Annotated in this window: 18 protein-coding genes; 10 read left to right on the plus strand and 8 right to left on the minus strand. The window is 67.4% G+C overall.

Features of this window, described 5'->3' with window-relative positions; translation table 11 throughout:
* Window positions 1–260: 260 nt before the first annotated feature.
* The gene (gene ychF / locus E3N86_RS03445; RefSeq protein ID WP_104100896.1) at window positions 261–1,334 is read right to left on the minus strand and encodes a redox-regulated ATPase YchF; all 1,074 of its coding nucleotides are present in this window, start codon (window positions 1,332–1,334) and stop codon (window positions 261–263) included.
* Window positions 1,335–1,417: 83 nt separating this feature from the next.
* On the opposite strand from ychF, the gene E3N86_RS03450 reads away from it, so the two are divergent.
* Together E3N86_RS03450 and rmuC are read left to right on the plus strand one after the other, a co-directional pair.
* Window positions 1,418–2,035: an exonuclease domain-containing protein gene (locus E3N86_RS03450; protein ID WP_104100864.1), complete on the plus strand. Its 618-nt coding sequence runs from the start codon at window positions 1,418–1,420 to the stop codon at window positions 2,033–2,035.
* 55 nt (window positions 2,036–2,090) lie between these two features.
* Window positions 2,091–4,133 (plus strand): DNA recombination protein RmuC, encoded by a 2,043-nt coding sequence (gene rmuC, locus E3N86_RS17055; protein ID WP_194087812.1) that lies wholly within the window; start codon window positions 2,091–2,093, stop codon window positions 4,131–4,133.
* Window positions 4,134–4,193: 60 nt separating this feature from the next.
* On the opposite strand, the gene glpX is transcribed toward rmuC, so the two are convergent.
* Window positions 4,194–5,150, minus strand: coding sequence for a class II fructose-bisphosphatase (gene glpX / locus E3N86_RS03465; RefSeq protein ID WP_233191397.1), 957 nt, complete (start codon window positions 5,148–5,150; stop codon window positions 4,194–4,196).
* A 219-nt stretch (window positions 5,151–5,369) separates the two neighbouring features.
* Here glpX and fbaA point away from each other — a divergent pair, with 219 nt between their 5' ends.
* Together fbaA and E3N86_RS17255 are read left to right on the plus strand one after the other, a co-directional pair.
* Window positions 5,370–6,395: a class II fructose-bisphosphate aldolase gene (fbaA, locus tag E3N86_RS03470; RefSeq protein WP_104100861.1), complete on the plus strand. Its 1,026-nt coding sequence runs from the start codon at window positions 5,370–5,372 to the stop codon at window positions 6,393–6,395.
* 12 nt (window positions 6,396–6,407) lie between these two features.
* A complete protein-coding gene (locus E3N86_RS17255; RefSeq protein ID WP_233191389.1) occupies window positions 6,408–6,977 on the plus strand; it encodes a DUF6264 family protein in 570 nt (189 codons plus the stop codon).
* A 102-nt stretch (window positions 6,978–7,079) separates the two neighbouring features.
* Here E3N86_RS17255 and E3N86_RS03480 read toward each other — a convergent pair whose 3' ends face one another.
* Complete coding sequence (locus E3N86_RS03480; protein ID WP_134511355.1) at window positions 7,080–8,114, minus strand: 4-hydroxy-3-methylbut-2-enyl diphosphate reductase; 1,035 nt, start codon at window positions 8,112–8,114, stop codon at window positions 7,080–7,082.
* Between the two features lie 88 nt (window positions 8,115–8,202).
* Here E3N86_RS03480 and xseA point away from each other — a divergent pair, with 88 nt between their 5' ends.
* The 5 genes from xseA (at window position 8,203) to E3N86_RS03505 (ending at window position 12,487) form a co-directional block, all read left to right on the plus strand.
* The gene (xseA, locus tag E3N86_RS03485) at window positions 8,203–9,456 is read left to right on the plus strand and encodes an exodeoxyribonuclease VII large subunit (protein WP_104100859.1); all 1,254 of its coding nucleotides are present in this window, start codon (window positions 8,203–8,205) and stop codon (window positions 9,454–9,456) included.
* The gene (locus tag E3N86_RS03490) at window positions 9,453–9,686 is read left to right on the plus strand and encodes an exodeoxyribonuclease VII small subunit (protein ID WP_347232351.1); all 234 of its coding nucleotides are present in this window, start codon (window positions 9,453–9,455) and stop codon (window positions 9,684–9,686) included. Before xseA ends, E3N86_RS03490 begins: the two co-directional genes overlap by 4 nt.
* Complete coding sequence (locus E3N86_RS03495; protein ID WP_104100857.1) at window positions 9,683–10,342, plus strand: DUF4245 domain-containing protein; 660 nt, start codon at window positions 9,683–9,685, stop codon at window positions 10,340–10,342. The genes E3N86_RS03490 and E3N86_RS03495 overlap by 4 nt, the downstream gene beginning before the upstream one ends.
* Window positions 10,342–10,983 (plus strand): carbonic anhydrase, encoded by a 642-nt coding sequence (locus E3N86_RS03500; protein WP_104100856.1) that lies wholly within the window; start codon window positions 10,342–10,344, stop codon window positions 10,981–10,983. The genes E3N86_RS03495 and E3N86_RS03500 overlap by 1 nt, the downstream gene beginning before the upstream one ends.
* An 88-nt stretch (window positions 10,984–11,071) precedes the next feature.
* A complete protein-coding gene (locus tag E3N86_RS03505) occupies window positions 11,072–12,487 on the plus strand; it encodes an aspartate ammonia-lyase (protein ID WP_134511338.1) in 1,416 nt (471 codons plus the stop codon).
* A 135-nt stretch (window positions 12,488–12,622) separates the two neighbouring features.
* Here E3N86_RS03505 and E3N86_RS03510 read toward each other — a convergent pair whose 3' ends face one another.
* From E3N86_RS03510 to E3N86_RS03520, 3 genes are all read right to left on the minus strand, one after another.
* Complete coding sequence (locus E3N86_RS03510) at window positions 12,623–13,957, minus strand: PhoH family protein (RefSeq protein ID WP_233191395.1); 1,335 nt, start codon at window positions 13,955–13,957, stop codon at window positions 12,623–12,625.
* A gap of 199 nt (window positions 13,958–14,156) precedes the next feature.
* A complete protein-coding gene (locus tag E3N86_RS03515) occupies window positions 14,157–15,278 on the minus strand; it encodes an aminotransferase class V-fold PLP-dependent enzyme (protein WP_134511339.1) in 1,122 nt (373 codons plus the stop codon).
* 9 nt (window positions 15,279–15,287) lie between these two features.
* Complete coding sequence (locus E3N86_RS03520) at window positions 15,288–16,073, minus strand: isoprenyl transferase (RefSeq protein ID WP_104100852.1); 786 nt, start codon at window positions 16,071–16,073, stop codon at window positions 15,288–15,290.
* A gap of 70 nt (window positions 16,074–16,143) precedes the next feature.
* On the opposite strand from E3N86_RS03520, the gene E3N86_RS03525 reads away from it, so the two are divergent.
* Complete coding sequence (locus tag E3N86_RS03525) at window positions 16,144–16,845, plus strand: hemolysin III family protein (RefSeq protein ID WP_134342318.1); 702 nt, start codon at window positions 16,144–16,146, stop codon at window positions 16,843–16,845.
* A 4-nt stretch (window positions 16,846–16,849) separates the two neighbouring features.
* On the opposite strand, the gene E3N86_RS03530 is transcribed toward E3N86_RS03525, so the two are convergent.
* Both E3N86_RS03530 and mca read right to left on the minus strand, forming a co-directional pair.
* Window positions 16,850–17,110 (minus strand): hypothetical protein, encoded by a 261-nt coding sequence (locus E3N86_RS03530; protein WP_233191388.1) that lies wholly within the window; start codon window positions 17,108–17,110, stop codon window positions 16,850–16,852.
* A complete protein-coding gene (gene mca, locus E3N86_RS03535; RefSeq protein ID WP_174842992.1) occupies window positions 17,107–17,970 on the minus strand; it encodes a mycothiol conjugate amidase Mca in 864 nt (287 codons plus the stop codon). Before mca ends, E3N86_RS03530 begins: the two co-directional genes overlap by 4 nt.
* Window positions 17,971–17,973 lie beyond the last annotated feature (3 nt).

Genomic DNA, 17,973 nt, shown 5'->3' on the forward strand with positions numbered 1-17,973 from the left:
GTCTGCGGGCTCCACGTTGAAGCGGAACTGCGCCAGCTAACCGGGAAGTGCATGACGCGAAAATAGGCCGTCCAGCCGGCCAGGAGGAGGTAAATCACACCTGAGCGAGACGGAAACTCTGCTGCCGCATGCGGGCCCGCGGTCCACGAGAGAGGTACTCACCCACGAGATCAGGGCAGTTGTTGCCGGAACGGACAACTGCTGCCGGTGCGCCGGCCACAATTGTCCGAAACAGGAACAGTTGCAGCCGGGACTACGAGCTATACATTGAACCTGAACTCCACCACGTCGCCGTCCTGCATGATGTATTCCTTGCCCTCGATGCGGGCCTTGCCCCTGGAGCGGGCCTCCGCCACGGAACCGGCCTCCATCAGGTCGTCGAAGGAGAAGATCTCCGCCTTGATGAAGCCCTTCTGAAAGTCGGTGTGAATGACGCCGGCGGCCTGCGGAGCGGTCCAGCCCTTTCGGATGGTCCAGGCGCGTGTTTCCTTGGGGCCGGCCGTGAGGTAGGTCTGCAGGCCGAGGGTGTCGAAGCCGATGCGGGCGAGCTGGTCGAGTCCGCTCTCGGCCTGGCCGGTGGAGGCCAGCATCTCGGCGGCGTCCTCGGCGTCGAGTTCACTGAGCTCGGATTCGAGCTTCGCGTCGAGGAACACGGCGTTGGCCGGGGCCACCAGCGCGGCCAGAACAGCGAGCTTTCCGGCATCCTGCAGCACCGCCTCGTCGACGTTGAACACGTAGATGAACGGCTTGGCCGTCAGCAGGCCCAGCTCGCGGATGGGCTCGATGTCGAGCGTGGCCGATGACAGCGGCGCTCCGGCGTCGAGGATGGCCTGCGCCTTGAGCGCGGTCTCCAGCACGATGGGGGGAAGCTTGCGCCCTTTGACCTCTTTCTCGAAGCGGGAGACCGCCTTCTCGAGGGTCTGCAGGTCGGCGAGGATGAGTTCGGTGTTGATCGTCTCCATGTCGCCGGCCGGGTCGACGGCGCCGTCGACATGCACCACGTCGGGGTCGGCGAAGCCGCGGATGACCTGCGCGATGGCGTCGGCCTCCCGAATGTTGGCAAGGAACTTGTTGCCGAGCCCCTCCCCCTCGCTGGCGCCGCGCACGATGCCGGCGATGTCGACGAACGACACCGGGGCAGGCAGCAGACGCTCGCTACCGAAGACCGCGGCCAGCTTGGCCAGGCGGTGGTCGGGCAGGTTGACGATGCCGACGTTGGGCTCGATGGTGGCGAACGGGTAGTTCGCCGCGAGCACGTTGTTCTTGGTCAACGCGTTGAAGAGGGTGGACTTGCCAACATTGGGCAGTCCGACGATTGCAATAGTAAGAGCCACGAAAGTCAATCGTACCGTCTGCGACCCGAGGCCGGTCGGCACAGCGGCGACGCGCTGTCGGCGGCCCGTGACAGGATGAAGCGGTGCCAGTCAACTTCACCGCCATCGACTTCGAGACCGCCAACTCCTCCAGCGCTTCGGCCTGCTCGGTGGGGCTGGTGAAGGTCCGTGACGGCAAGGTAGTCGACCGCATCGCCTGGTTCATCAAGCCGGCCGTCGGGCACGACGTCTTCCTGGCCTGGAACATCAAGATCCACGGCATCCGGCCGACGGATGTCGCCGGTGCGGCCACCTGGGCGCAGCAGCTTCCCGACCTGGTCGCCTTCGCCGGCGACGACCACCTCGTGGCGCACAACGCCGGGTTCGACCTGGGGGTCATCAAGACGTCCTCCACGGTCGCCGGGCTGGTCGTGCCCGACTTCAACTACGTCTGCAGCCTCCAGGTGGCCCGCCGCACCTACCACCTCGACTCGTACCGGCTCCCGGTGGCCGCGATGGCCGCGGGCTTCGAGGGTTTCGCCCACCACGACGCCCTGGCCGACGCGGAGGCCTGCGCGGCCATCATGATCCACGCCGCCGACCGGCACGGGGCCGACACTCTCGAGGAGCTGGCGCAGATCACCGGCGTGAAGATCGGCGCCATCGGGCCGTTCGCCACGAAGGAGAAGTCCGCCACGCACGGCCCGATGGCGCTGAACTAGGCATCCTTGGGGCACCGGCTCGGGCAATGTCGGTGGCCACTGGCAGAGTAGAACCATGGATTCCTGGTTCAGTCTTCTTCTCGGCCTTGTCGTCGGCGCCCTGCTCGGCACCCTGCTCACGGTGGTCCTCACGGCGCGTTCCGCCGAGCGCCGCAACGAAGGCTCGTCCGGCACCGATCCCCTCGTCATCGAGGCCCGGCACCAGGTGGCCTTGGCCGAGGTGTATGCCCGAGAGGCCGGCATCCAGTCCATCCTGCGCGAAGAGCTGGCCTCAGTCCAGGCCACCGCCGACGCCCTGCGCGGACAGGTCGTCGACGCGGGGCGGCAATACCGCGAACTGAGCGACCGCCAGCGCAACGACCAGGACGCGCGCACCGAGCAACAGAATCAGGAAAGCAAGGTGCTCCAGGCCCTCGCTCCGGTCAAGGAGAGCCTGCAGGACATGCAGCAGAAGGTCGCCGAGCTCGAGGCCCAGCGCAGCCTGCAACACGGCGAGCTCAGCCAGCAGCTGCGGTCGGCGACCGAGTCGGAGGAGCGCCTACGGAGCACCGCCGAGTCGCTCGCGTCGGCCCTGCGCGCCAACAACACGCGCGGGGTCTGGGGCGAAACCCAGCTGCGCAGCGTGGTCGAGGCCGCCGGCCTGATCGAGCGGGTCGACTTCGATGTGCAGTCGAGCATCACCTCCGACGCCGGCGCCGGCCGCCCCGACATGGTCGTGCACCTGCCCGGCGGCAAGAACATCGCCGTCGACGCGAAGGTGCCGTTCACGGCGTTCCTCGAAGCCAGCCAGATCCCGGTCACCGCCACCGGTGCCCTGGGAGCCCAGCGGGCCGTCTACATGAAAGCTCACGTCAAGGCCGTGCGCGACCACATCACCGCCCTCGGCAGCAAGGCCTACTGGCAGGGCTTGGAGGCCTCCCCGGAGATCGTGATCGCCTTCATCCCGAGCGAGTCCCTGGTCTCCTCGGCGCTGGAGGCCGACCCCTCGATCATGGAATTCGCGTTCTCGAAACGGGTGGCCCTCGCCTCCCCGGTGACCCTGTGGTCGGTGCTCAAGACGGTGGCCTTCACCTGGCAGCAGGACGTGCTCACGCATGACGCAAAAGTCTTGTTCGACCTCAGTCGGGAGCTATACGGCCGTCTGGCCACCACGGCCACGCACATCGAGAAACTGGGCCGGTCGATCGAGCGCACGGTGAAGGACTACAACGGCTTCGTCGGCTCGATGGAACGCCAGGTACTGCCCACCGCACGCAAGCTCAATGCCCTCGACGAGTCCAAGGTGCTGGCGCCGCTGGCGGGCATCGAGGACACACCGCGCGAACTGGCCGCCTGGGAGTTCGTGTCGGAGCTGGAGGCCGCGGTACTCGAAAGCGCCGCACTCGATGCCGCCGCACTCGAGGCCGCCGCACTCGAGGCCGCCGCACTCGAGGCCGCCGCACTCGAGGCCGCCGCACTCGAGGCCGCCGCACTCGAGGCCGCCGCACTCGAGGCCGCCGCACTCGAGGCCGCCGCACTCGAGGCCGCCGCACTCGAGGCCGCCGCACTCGAGGCCGCCGCACTCGAGGCCGCCGCACTCGAGGCCGCCGCACTCGAGGCCGCCGCACTCGAGGCCGCCGCACTCGAGGCCGCCGCACTCGAGGCCGCCGCACTCGAGGCCGCCGCACTCGAGGCCGCCGCACTCGAGGCCGCCGCACTCGAGGCCGCCGCACTCGAGGCCGCCGCACTCGAGGCCGCCGCACTCGAGGCCGCCGCACTCGAGGCCGCCGCACTCGAGGCCGCCGCACTCGAGGCCGCCGCACTCGAGGCCGCCGCACTCGAGGCCGCCGCACTCGAGGCCGCCGCACTCGAGGCCGCCGCACTCGAGGCCGCCGCACTCGAGGCCGCCGCACTCGAGGCCGCCGCACTCGAGGCCGCCGCACTCGAGGCCGCCGCACTCGAGGCCGCCGCACTCGAGGCCGCCGCACTCGAGGCCGCCGCACTCGAGGCCGCCGCACTCGAGGCCGCCGCACTCGAGGCCGCCGCACTCGAGGCCGCCGCACTCGAGGCCGCCGCACTCGAGGCCGCCGCACTGACTGACTCCGAGAATCGCCGATAAGGCCGAAAATCGCCGTCGGGACGGCGATTTTCGGCCTTGCAGGCAGCTAAAGCCGAGCGCCTAGAGCCACTTCGAGGCGAGGTGCTCGGCGATCACCCGACGCGTGGTGCCGGACTTCGAGCGCAGCACGATGCTCTCGGTGCGGATGATCGGGCCCTGGCGGCGCACGCCGTCGACGAGTCCGCCATCCGTCACGCCCGTGGCGACGAAGAAGGTGTTGTCGCCGCTGACCATGTCGTCCAGCTCGAGCAGCTTGTCGACGTCGAGGCCGGCCGCGACGGCACCCGCACGCTCGGCGTCGTCCTTCGGTGCCAGGCGTCCCTGCATGTAGCCGCCGATGGCCTTGAGCGCGCAGGCCGTGGTGATGCCTTCCGGGCTGCCACCCGTGCCGACGCACATGTCGATGCGCGTTTCCCAGCGAGCCGCGTTGATGCCGCCGGCGACGTCGCCGTCGCTCATCAGCCGCGTGCCCGCTCCGGCGCTGCGAATGGCGTCGATAAGTTCGGCGTGGCGGGGACGGTCGAGCACGGCGAGGACCATTTCGCCGACTGGCTTGCCCGTCGCCTTCGACAGCTCACGGATGTTGTCGCCGATCGGGGCGTCGAGGCTGACGACTCCGCGCCCGGCGGCGCCCGTGACGATCTTGTCCATGTAGAACACGGATGACGCGTCGAGCATGGTGCCGCGGGAGGAGACCGCGATCACGGAGAGGGCATTCTGGCGTCCGGCGGCGGTGAGGCTGGTGCCGTCGATCGGGTCGACCGCGATGTCGCAGGCGGGTCCGGTTCCGTTGCCGACGCGCTCACCGTTGAAGAGCATCGGGGCTTCGTCTTTCTCACCCTCGCCGATGACGATGAGTCCGTCGAAGTTCACGGTGCCGAGGAAGACGCGCATGGCGTCGACGGCTGCCTTGTCTGCGGCATTCTTGTCGCCGCGGCCGATGAACGGGACCGCACGAATCGCTGCGGCCTCGGTGGCCCGCACCAATTCCATCGCAAGGTTGCGGTCGGGGTGCATGAAATTGGGGGCGACTTCGGGGCTGTTCACAGATGGTCCTTCCCGGACGAAGAGTGCGGCAGTGGCAAGACCCATCTTTGGGCCGGCACCGGTGTCGGTGCTGCCTCGTTCAGCCTAGCGCCCGCTCTTCGTCGCGGGGGCGTTCGCTCGCTGGCACGGCCGGAGACCCACCTCGGTAGGATGAGAAGACCGAAACGGTTCAATCGAGGAGACTCAACAATGCCCATCGCAACCCCAGACCAGTACGCCGAGATGCTCAACAAGGCCAAGACGAAGGGGTTCGCCTACCCGGCGTTCAACGTTTCGTCTTCTCAAAGCATTAATGCCGTTCTTCAGGGCCTGACCGAAGCCGGCTCTGACGGCATCATCCAGGTCACCACTGGTGGCGCAGATTACTTCGCCGGCCACACGGTCAAGAACCGCGCATCCGGTGCGCTCGCGATGGCGCGCTTCGTGCAGTCCGTCGCCGACAATTACCCCATTACCGTTGCGCTCCACACGGACCACTGCCCCAAGGGCGCGCTCGAGGACTTCGTCCTCCCGCTCATCTCCGCTTCCGAAGACGAGGTGAAGGCCGGCCGCAACCCGATCTTCCAGTCGCACATGTGGGACGGCTCCGCAATCCCGCTGGCAGAGAACCTGGACATCGCCAAGGACATCCTGAAGCGCACCCAGGCGATCAACACCATCCTCGAGGTCGAGATCGGCGCCGTCGGCGGCGAAGAAGACGGCGTCGAGGGCGACATCAACGAGAACCTGTACACGACACTCGACGACGCGCTCTCGATGATCGATTCCCTCGGCATGGGCGAGAACGGCCGCTACATGGCTGCCCTCACCTTCGGCAACGTGCACGGCGTGTACAAGCCCGGCAACGTCAAGCTGCGCCCGGAGCTCCTCAAGGAGATCCAGGACGGCGTCGCCGCCAAGCTGGGTACCGGCCCGAAGCCGCTCGACCTGGTCTTCCACGGTGGGTCAGGCTCGACCGACGCCGAGATCGCCGAGGCCGTCGCGAACGGTGTCGTCAAAATGAACATCGACACCGACACCCAGTACGCGTTCACCCGCGCGGTCGCCGGCTACATGCTGAGCAACTATGACAGCGTGCTCAAGGTTGACGGCGAAGTCGGCAACAAGAAGGTCTACGACCCGCGCGCCTGGGGCAAGGTTGCCGAGACGGGCATGGCCGCTCGCGTCGCCGACGCCACCCGCCAGCTCGGCTCCGCCGGCCACTCGAACAGCTAGCACCGGATGACGATGGCCGAGAATTCTTCGTCGACTCCTTCGGGAACCCCTCCGGAGGATTCCCGGCCCCGTCCCCAGTACGGTGAGCTTGCGCCCGAGGGTTGGAGCTGGACTCCTAGCCCGGATGAGCCCACGCTCGCCACACCGCCGGCTCCGGGGCCGTCCGCGGCCCCCGAGCGGGCTGTGCGCCCGGCCGGAACCGCGCCGGCCTGGGACCGGCCGGTGACTCTGAGCCTGCTCGTCCTCGGGCTCCTGTCCACGTTCTTCGCGGTCAGCATGCTCACGATGATCACCGAGTCCATTCAGTTGCTCCATACCCAGCTGGATCTCGCCGCGTATGAGCCGGATCCCTCCGCGGCCGGGCTGGTCACGGCCGGGATCATCGGTGTGTCCCTGGTCTGGCTGGCCACGGCGGCAGGCGTGATCCTGTTGCTGGTCCGAGGCAAGCGCGCGTTCTACGTGCCGCTGATCGGTGTGGTCCTGTCCGCGTTCGTGTTCATCGCCTTCACCACCGCGGTTTTGGCCACCGACCCGACGCTTCTCAACGACCCGAACCTGATGGACGTCTACGGCCAGCTGTAGACGACGCCATTCTGCCGGGTCCGGCGTACACGAAGGCCCCCGTCGGTCAGATCCTGGATCTGATCGACGGGGGCCTTCGTGGTGAACGCAGTTGGCCGGTTCCTAGCTGCTGACCCGTCCGCCGAGACCGCGGGCATCCGCGTTGCCGGCCAGGTCCTTGCGCAGTTCCTTCGGCAGCGAGAACAGCAGGTCCTCCTCGGCCGTCTTGATCTCTTCGATGTCGCCGTAGCCGGCCTCGGCCAGATCGGCGAGCACCTCGTGCACGAGTTCGTCGGGCACGGATGCCCCGCTGGTCACGCCCACGGTGACAACCCCGTCGAGCCACTCCTGCTGGATCTCGCTGGCGAAGTCCACGCGGTAGGCAGCCCGGGCACCGTACTCCAGCGCCACCTCGACCAGTCGCACCGAGTTGGACGAGTTCGCCGAGCCGACCACAATGACGAGGTCCGAATCACGGGCCACCTTCTTGATCGCCACCTGGCGATTCTGGGTGGCGTAGCAGATGTCGTCGCTGGGGGGATCCTGCAGATTTGGAAAACGGGTACGCAGGCGACGCACGGTTTCCATGGTCTCGTCCACGCTCAGCGTGGTCTGGGACAGCCAGACCACCTTGTCGGGGTCGCGCACCTCGATGGTGTCGGCGTCGTCAGGGCTCCCGACGAGCGTGGTGTGCTCGGGTGCCTCCCCCGCGGTTCCCTCGACCTCTTCGTGGCCTTCGTGGCCGATCAGCAGGATCTGGAAGTCGTCCCGGGCGAAGCGCACGGCCTCACGGTGCACCTTCGTGACCAGTGGGCAGGTGGCGTCGATTGCCAGCAGGCCGCGGTCCGCCGCCGCAGTGACGACGGCCGGTGACACGCCGTGGGCGCTGAAAACGATGTGGGAGCCGGTGGGCACCTCGTCTACTTCCTCGACGAAGATCGCCCCCTTCTTCTCCAGCTCGGAGACCACGTGGATGTTGTGCACGATCTGCTTGCGCACATACACGGGGGAGCCATACAGTTCGAGGGCCTTCTCGACGGCGATGACGGCACGGTCCACGCCGGCGCAGTAGCCTCGCGGGGCGGCCAGCAGCACCCGTTTGCGTCCGAGCACCGGGGTATCCTTGAGCCTGTTGCGTGCGCGGGGAAGCCGTGGCATGCCAAGGCCGATCACAGGCGAATCCGTACTGATAGTCACCTCCTCATCTTATGGGGGCCGACTGTGCAGTCCGTGGGAGGAACGATTGATGACGGACGCACCACCCACCCTCGAGACCCCCTGGCCGGTCGGGCTGCTGGCCAACAAGATCCGCGGCTACATCGAGCGCCTCGGCACGGCCTGGGTCGAGGGCGAGATCACCCAGTGGGGCGCCAGCGGCGGCAACGTTTACGGCAAGCTCAAGGACCTCACCGAAGACGCCACGGTCGGCTTCACGATCTGGTCGTCGGTGCGCGCGAAGCTGACCAACGACTTCAAGCAGGGCGACCGGGTCATCGCCCTCGTCAAACCCAACTACTGGGTCAAGGGTGGCACTCTCACCATGCAGATGCTCGAGATGCGCCACGTGGGCCTCGGCGACATGCTGGAACGGCTCGAACGACTGCGCAATCGGCTGGCCAGCGAGGGTCTGTTCGACGCGTCCCGCAAGAAGCCGCTGCCCTTCCTCCCCCATTGCATCGGCCTGGTCACCGGCAAAGACTCCGACGCTGAGAAAGACGTCATCCGCAACGCCCAGCTGCGCTGGCCGGCCGTCACTTTCGACCTGGCCTACGCCGCCGTGCAGGGTGATCGCATGGTGTCCGAGGTGACCGCGGCCATCCAGCGGCTGGACGCCGACCCGGAGGTCGACGTGATCATCGTCGCCCGCGGCGGCGGCGACTTCCAGAACCTGCTCGGCTTCAGCGACGAGACGCTGATCCGGGCTGCGGCGGCCTGCACGACCCCGCTGGTCAGCGCGATCGGCCACGAGGCCGACCGGCCGCTGCTCGACGACGTGGCCGACCTTCGCGCGTCGACGCCGACGGATGCCGCCAAACGCGTCGTGCCGGACGTCTCCGACGAACTCAACCGGGTACAGCAGGCCCGGGCCCGCCTCAGCAACCGGCTGACCGGTATCCTCGCGCACGAGGTCGACCGGATCGGTCAGCTTCGCTCACGCCCGGTGTTGAGCACCCCCGAGTGGATCATCGATTCCCGATCCGAGGACCTCACCCGCTACGTCGCCCGCGGCGCCGAGCTAATCGACCGGGCGGTCGAGCGGGCCGGAGCGGTGATCGTCGACCTGCGTTCCCAGTTGCGCGCCCTCTCCCCCCAGGGCACCCTCGACCGCGGCTACTCGATCGTGCAGTTGCAGGGCGGCCAGGTGGTGCGCTCGCCCGGGCAGGCACCGTCGCAAACGAAACTCCTGATCACGCTCGCCGAGGGCGCTCTGGCGGCCACCGCGGACGTGGCAACCTCCGACCCGACACCGTCGAATGAGAAATTAGAATGGACACCATGACCTCGGCACCAGACGAAATCAACGCACTGAGCTACGAACAGGCCCGGGATGAACTCGTGCGCGTGGTGAACGCCCTCGAGCAGGGAGCCTCGTCGCTGGAGGAATCGCTCGCGCTGTGGGAACGAGGTGAGGCTCTCGCCCGCCGCTGCGAAGAGTGGCTGATCGGCGCGAAAGCCAGGCTGGATGCCGCCAGGGCAGGCCAAGTCGACTCCGCCGCGACAGCCGGATGAGCCCCGCCAAGCGCGCGCCCCGAATCGTCGCAGAGCTGGGTCGCCCGGAGACGCCGGATGAAACCCGCACCCGGCTGGCCGAGAACTCCCGCAAGTACCGCTCCCACAAGACCGTGAACAATCTGGTCCTGTCCCTGCTGGCCACACTGGGCACAGTCCTGGTGCTCGTGCTGCTGGTGCCGCGCAGCGACGCCCCGCAGAACCGCGACGTCGATTTCGCCGCCGTCGCCGCGCAGGTGCAACCCGGCCTCACCGATCCCCTGCTGGTTCCGGAGTTGCCGAGTGGGTGGACGGCCAACGCCGCGCAGTGGCGCCTGGGCGGAAGCGACAAGATCCCGTCCTGGTACATCGGTCTGATCACGGCCAAGACCGAGTTCATCGGCCTCACCCAAGCGCTCGGCGCCAACCCGAGCTGGCTCGCCGACGAGCTGCAGGATGCTCCGGTCGCCGGCACCGTCATGATCGCCGGAGTCACCTGGGACGTCTACCGCAACACCGCACCGGAAGATGACCGCGGCAATTTCGAATCCGCTCTGGTGACCACGGCCGGCGACAGTACCTACCTCCTCGTCGGCACCGCCGATGACGAGGAACTCGCCGTCCTGGCCGCAGTGCTGGCCGAACAGATCAGTTCCAACAGCACCGAGGGACAGTAATGGGCGAGGCAGCAACACCGGCAGACGTCTGGACCGACCTGCAGCGCGGAAACGACCGCTTCGTGAGCGGCGAGCCGCGGCATCCGCGGCAGGATGTGGACCGCCGAGCCGAACTCGCCTTCGTACAGACCCCCGACGCGGCCCTGTTCGGCTGCAGCGACTCGCGGCTGGCCGCCGAGATCATCTTCGACAAGGGCCTCGGCGACCTCTTCGTCGTGCGCAATGCCGGTCAGGTCATCTCCGATTCGGTGCTCGGCTCACTCGAATACGCGGTCGCCGTGCTCCGTGTGCCGCTCATCCTGGTGCTCGGCCACGACGGCTGCGGGGCCGTGCGCGCCGCCATCGATTCCCAGGCCGCCGACGCGCAACCTCTGCCCGCGCACATCAGCCGGATCATCGAGAAGATCGTGCCGGCCGTCCGCCGGGTGGCGGAGTCCAAGGATGCGACGTCGATCGATCCCGAGCTGGTCGACGCCCTCGCCGTCGGCCGCGAACACCTTCGCGACACGGTGTCCGAACTGCTCGAGCGCTCTGAGATGATCAGGGCGGCCGTGGCAGAAGGTACATTGGCTATCGTCGGGGCGAACTACCGGCTGCTCGAAGGCCGTGCCGTGCCCGACATCGTTGTCGGCGTGGTTTAGCCGAGCAGCCCGCCCGCGGCGAGCCGCCCAGGCCGTCGCCGCGCGTTCCCGTACCGAAGAGATTCCCAACCGAAAGGTAATACACACCGTGGTGGACAAGACCGCTGAAGCCGAGTACCGGATCGAACACGACACGATGGGCGAGGTCCGGGTTCCGGTCGCCGCCCTCTACGGGGCGCAGACGCAGCGGGCCGTCGAGAATTTCCCGATCTCCGGCTCGGTACTGGAGCCCGCCCAGATCGCCGCCCTGGCACGCATCAAAAAGTCCGCCGCCCTGGCGAACGCGAAACTAGGGGTACTAGACGTCGACATCGCCAACGCGATCGCCACCGCCGCCGACGAGGTCTCCACCGGTCGCTACGACTCCGAGTTCCCGATCGACGTCTACCAAACCGGCAGCGGCACCTCCTCGAACATGAACATGAACGAGGTCCTCGCGACCCTGGCGACCCGCAGCCTCGGGCGCCCGGTGCACCCGAACGACCACGTGAACGCGTCTCAGTCCTCCAACGACGTGTTCCCGACATCCGTGCACCTCGCCGTGACGAGCGCGCTCATCGACGAGCTCGTCCCCGCACTCGACCACCTGGCTGTGGCCTTAGAGGCCAAGGCCGAGCTGTGGGCCGGCGCGGTCAAGGCCGGCCGCACCCACCTGATGGATGCCACCCCGGTCACCCTCGGCCAGGAGTTCGGCGGATACGCGCGGCAGATGCGCCTCGGCATCGAGCGCGTGCGGACCGCGCTTCCCCGCGTCGCGGAGGTCCCCCTCGGCGGCACTGCGGTCGGAACCGGCATCAACACGCCCGCCGGGTTCCCGCAGCTCGTGATCGAGCTGCTCGTCGAGGAGACCGAACTGCCGGTCACCGAGGCACGCGACCACTTCGAGGCGCAGGCCAACCGGGACGGCCTGGTGGACGCATCCGGCGCCCTTCGCACCATCGCGGTGAGCCTCACCAAGATCTGCAACGACCTGCGCTGGATGGGCTCGGGACCCAACACGGGCTTCGGCGAGCTGAACATCCCCGACCTGCAGCCGGGCTCCTCGATCATGCCGGGCAAGGTGAACCCGGTGATCCCCGAGGCCGTGCTGATGGTCTGCTCCCGCGTGATCGGCAACGACGCCACAATCGCCTGGTCGGGCGCGTCGGGCTCGTTCGAGCTCAACGTCGCGATCCCGGTGATGGGCACCGCCCTGCTCGAGTCGATCCGCCTGCTCTCGAACGCGGCCCGCGTGCTCGCCGACAAGACCGTCGACGGCCTCACAGCGAATGTCGAGCGCGCGCGCGCGCTGGCCGAGTCCTCCCCCGCCATCGTCACTCCTCTAAACCGGGTCATCGGCTACGAGGCCGCGGCCAAGGTGGCAAAGTACTCGGTGGCCGAAGGGGTGACCGTGCGCGATTCCGTCATCGCGCTCGGTTTCGTTGAGCGCGGCGAGGTCACCCTCGAACTGCTCGACACCGCCCTCGACGTGCTGAGCATGACCCGCCCGCCTCAGGCGAAGTAGCCCCGCGCTTTCTCACTTGCGCAGCTCCTTGTCCGTTCAGCGCTCACCAATTCGACGGAGATTTTGCTCCCAGTTGCCTGTTTTCGTACCGAAAGCGGCTTCTGGGGCAAAATCTCCGTCGAATTCGTCAGGGCGCTAGCGCACCTCGTTGCCCTCGAGCATCTCGGTCACGAGGGCGGCGATCGCGCTCCGCTCCGAGCGGGTGAGCGTCATGTGGGCGAAGAGCGGATGTCCCTTGAGCGTCTCGATCACCGACGCCACCCCGTCGAAGCGGCCGACCCGCAGGTTGTCCCGCTGCGCCACATCGTGGGTGAGGACCACCCGCGAGTTCTGCCCGATCCGGCTGAGCACCGTGAGTAGCACGTTGCGTTCGAGCGACTGAGCCTCATCGACGATCACGAAAGCGTCGTGCAGGGACCGGCCGCGGATGTGCGTCAGCGGCAGGACTTCGAGGATGCCGCGCTCGATGACCTCCTCCAGCACGTTCTCGGAGACGATGGCCCCGAGTGTGTCGAAGACCGCCTGGGCCCACGGGCTCATCTTCTCGGCGGCGTCGCCGGGCAGGTACCCCAGCTCCTGGCCGCCGACCGCGTAGAGCGGTCGGAAGACCATGATCTTGCGGTGCTGCTGGCGTTCCAGCACGGCCTCGAGCCCGGCGCAGAGGGCGAGCGCCGACTTCCCCGTGCCGGCCCGACCTCCCAGTGACAGGATACCGATCTCCGGGTCGAGCAGCAGGTCGATGGCGAGCCGCTGCTCCGCCGAGCGTCCCTTCAGCCCGAAGACGTCCCGGTCGCCGCGCACGAGCTTCATCGCGCCGTTGCCGGTCACCCGGCCGAGCGCCGAACCGCGGTCGGAGTGGATGACCAGGCCCGTGTTCACGGGCATGTCCTGCACGAGACGGGTGTGCACGACCTCCTTGTCGTAGAGCTCGTCGATCAGGTTCGAGCCCAAGGTGATCTCGTCGATGCCGGTCCAGCCGGAATCCACGGCAAGTTCATGACGGTACTCTTCTGCGGTGAGGCCGAGCGAGGCCGCCTTGACCCGCAGGGGCAGGTCCTTGGAGACGACGGTCACATTCAAGCCGTCGTGGGCGAGATTCAGGGCCACGGCCAGGATGCGGGAGTCGTTGTCACCGAGTTGCAGTCCGGACGGAAGCACCGACATGTTCGAGTGGTTGAGCTCCACGCGGAGGCTGCCGCCGTCACCGACCGGGATCGGGAAGTCCAACCGTTCGTGCTTCACCCGCAGTTCGTCAAGGAACCGCAGTGACTGGCGAGCGAAGTAGCCGATCTCCGGGTCGTTGCGTTTGGCCTCGAGCTCCGCAATCACCACGACGGGGAGCACGACGGCGTGCTCCGCGAAACGGAAGATCGCTTTGGGATCGGAGAGCAGAACCGAGGTGTCAAGAACGTACGTGCATTCGGTCTGCCCCGTCGCCGACGCGCTCTGGTTAGAACCCTTGTTATCGATCTGATTAGCGGTCACAACCACTCCCACCCCGTGCCCCGTGAGGCACAGATTGTGTTGGCGAGCGGCCACAGGGTTCTCGAGCCGTACTTATGTGGCCGTCTCGATCAGGCGCCATACCTGATAAGCATGACGCTACTTACCCGCACGCTCCAGGGGAAGAGCGACACGCCCATTCGAAACAATGTTCACCGAGCCGTCGTCAGTAGGTCACGGCGGTCGCATACGAGGTGAACGCCCCGCGCAGCATGTCGACCGTGTCCGGGCTGAGCGCAGCATGGGTGCTCAGCCGCACGGTCCCGCTGCGGGTCGTCGCCGTCACCCCGTGGTTGTGCAGCGCGATGCTCAGCAGCGTGAGCTGGCTCGCCGGTGGCTCGAGCACCAGGATGCCGGCCCGCTCCCGGTCGTCTCGGGAGGAAACCACGGGCACAGCGAACTCGTCCGCCAGATCGATCAGAAGCGACACGTTCACGGCGATCGCATCTTCAATGGCACGGATACCGACCTCGGCCACCTCCTCGAGGGCGGCCGCGAACCGGGCCTGGGCGATGGCGTCGCCATTGCTCACCCGGAACGCGTTTGCGCTGCGGCTCGGCGGCAACACTTCGTCCCACGGCTCGGGGACGTCGGTGCCGGCGAAACCGGAGAACACGGGGACCAGGCGTTCCACCGCACGGTCGCTGAGAGCCAGGAACCCGGTGCCCCAGCCGGCCCTGGACCATTTCTGCCCGCCCGACGCGACGACGTCTGCCACCTCGTAGGGGACATCCACTGCGCCGAAACCCTGGATGGCGTCGACGATGAGCAAACGGTCGCCGATGACCTGACGGATGCCCTCGAGGTCCACGCGATGGCCGGTGCGGGAATCGACGAGGCAGACCGCCACTGCGGCAGTGGCCGGGGTGAGCTGCTCCCGGATCTGACCAGGGGTGACGCGGCCGTGGTCGGTCGCCAGCCAGAGCGGGGTGACCACCTGCAGCGCCTCCGCGGCGCGCACGACCGCGAACGGGACCGTGGGAAAGTCGCCCGACGACAGCAGCACCGCCCCCGTCAGGCCGAACATGGCCTGCATCACGCCGGTGGTGGTGTTGGGCTCGGAAACGACCTGGTCGGCGCGGAATCCGGTCGCCCGGGCCACGGCGGTGCGCAGCCGCTCGTCCTGGGCTTGGAAGTGGTCCAGGCTGCCGAACCGGGCCCGCGAGAGCACCTCGGTCTGGCCGAGGGTTTCGGCGACCACACCCGCCGACAGCGGGCCGATCCGGGCATAGTCGAGGTAACCGGGTTCCGCGATGAACCCGTCAAGGAACCGTTCGAGAGCCGTCATGAGGTGCCCCTACCCTCCGAAGCGGCGCTGGCGCCGAGCAAAATCGCGCAGGGCGCGCAGAAAATCGACCTGGCGGAGGTCAGGCCCGAGCGCCTCCACGAAGTAAAACTCGCTGTGTGCGCTCTGCCAGAGCATGAAATCGCTGATGCGCTGCTCCCCCGACGTGCGGATGACCAGGTCCGGATCGGGCTGGCCGCCCGTGTACAGGTGCGCGCCGATCAGATCCGGGGTCAGCGTCTCCGCAAGGTCCTCGAGCACGCCGCCGCTGGCAAGGTGCGCTCCCACGATGCTGCGCATGGCGTCGGTGATCTCGGTGCGCCCGCCGTAGCCGACGGCAAGGTTGACGTGCAGCCCCTTCTTGCGGGCCGTGCGCGCTTCCGCGGCGTTCAGTGCGGCCACCAGCGGCTCGGGCAGTCCGGTCTTCGAGCCGACCTGCTGCACCCGCCAGTCGCGGTACCGGGACAACTCCTCCGCGAGCTTGGCGATGATCTTCGTCAGCTCCGCGAGTTCTTCGCTGGGCCGGTTGGTGAGGTTGTCGGACGACAACAGGTAGAGCGTGACGACGGAGATGCCGAGGTCGTCACACCACTTGAGGAACTCCCGCATCTTGGCGGCACCGGCCCGATGCCCGTGGGCGGCGGAGTCGAACCCGAGCTGTTTGGCCCAGCGCCGGTTGCCGTCGATGATCATGGCGACGTGGTTTGGAAGCACATCCGGCGTCAGCCCGCGACGAAGCCGACGCTGATAAACCCCGTAGAGAATGCCGCGCGCCCAAGGAACTTCCCGTTTCTGCACACAGTTACGCTAGCCCACTCGGGAGCGTCGCGTACCGCGCGCGGCATGCACACTGTCCTATTCTTGCAGCATGGCCTCAGCGGATGACATCCCCAACCTGCCGTTGTTCGAGGACGACCTGCCCCCGCAGGTGGACGTCAAGCCCACCTGGCGAGGATGGATCCACGCCGGCACGTTCCCGGTCACGATCGTGGCCGGGATCGTGCTGCTCCTGTCGGCCGAGGGCAGCGCGGCCCGGTGGAGTTCGCTCGTGTTCGTGCTCAGCTCGATGCTGCTGTTCGGCAATTCGGCGCTGTACCACCGGTTCGACTGGAGTCCGCGCACGAAGGTCATCCTCAAACGGATCGACCACGCCAACATCTTCCTGCTGATCGCGGGCTCTTACACGCCCATCGCCGTGCTGGCCCTGCCGCCCGCCAAGTCCACGCTGCTTCTGTCGCTGGTCTGGGGCGGCGCCATCCTCGGAATCGCGTTCCGGGTGTTCTGGATCCACGCCCCACGCTGGCTCTACGTTCCGCTGTACCTGGCACTCGGCTGGGGAGCGCTGATGTTCATCGTGGACTTCTTCCAGGCCAACGCAGCGATGATGACACTGATCATGGTCGGCGGGCTCTGCTACTCGGTCGGCGCCGTCATCTACGGCATGAAGCGGCCGAACCCGCTGCCGGGCGTATTCGGCTTCCACGAGATCTTCCATACCCTGACCGTGGTGGCCTTCCTCTGCCACTGGGCGGCGATCATGATCATCGCGACGAACCCGATCCACCCGTAGTTCGCTAGTCCTTGTCGGCGATTCCGGCCTCTGCGGCCTTCTGTGCGGCCATCTCCGCCTGCAGACGTTCCTGAATCTCTGCGCGGTAGGTGTTGCGGCGCACTCGGCGGGCCATGTCCATCGCCAGCAGCACCGCTCCCACGGCGACCAGAGCAATCGCCACAAAGCCTTCCGGGCCCGGCGTCACCGTGTTCGGGTCGAACTCCGGCGGTGGGGTGGCGGCCAAGACGATGCTCACGAGGGGAGCCAGGATCAGGCCGCTCACGAGTCGTCCCGGATTCCGGTGAAGAGGTCGGATTCAGGTATCACGGTGTCCACTTTCGATTCGACGAGCTGGAAGTCTTCATAGGGCCACGCCTCGCGGATGAGGTCGTTCGGCCAGAAGAAGAAACTGCTGGTGGGAGCAACCTGACTCGCGTGGGCTCGAAGCGCCGCGTCCCGCACCTCGAGGAAGTCACCGACGGGCACATGGGTCGTGGCCAGCTTCGGGTAGTCTTTCATCCATTCCCTGGCCGCTCCGAGCGGCTCCAGCAGGGGCGAGTCCGGCTCCGTGACGCTCAGTTCCAGGAACATGGCGTCGACGCGTTCAAGGTTGAAAATCCGATCGTAATAGAGCTTCTCGACCTGCCAGGGCTCACCGGCATCCGGGTACCGGGTCGGGTCGGCGGCGGCACGGTAGGCCTCCATCGACACGTCGTGGCAGCGGATGTGGTCGGGATGCGGGTAGCCGCCCTTCTCGTCGTAGGTCACCAGGACCTGCGGCCGAAATTCGCGGATCAGCCGGACGACCGGTTCGGCGGAGATCACCACCGGGATGTCCGCGAACGAGTTCGGGGGCACCGAACCGTCTTCGTTCATGCCGGAGTCCTCGTAGCCGAGCCAGCGGTGCTGCACGCCGAGGGCCCGCTGGGCCTCGGCCATTTCCAGACGGCGCAGTCCTGGCAGGTCGCGCTCGGCCAGCGGATGGCCGAGCAGAGCCTCATTCAGGATGCTCCCCCGCTCGCCGCCCGTGCAGCTCAGGATCATCACTTCGGCGCCGAGACGCCGGTAGTGGGCATAGGTCGCAGCGCCCTTGCTCGACTCGTCGTCGGGATGGGCGTGCACCGCCAAGAGTCGCAGCGCCATGAA

The organism is Cryobacterium sp. Hz7 (assembly GCF_004402815.1).
Classification (GTDB): domain Bacteria; phylum Actinomycetota; class Actinomycetes; order Actinomycetales; family Microbacteriaceae; genus Cryobacterium; species Cryobacterium sandaracinum.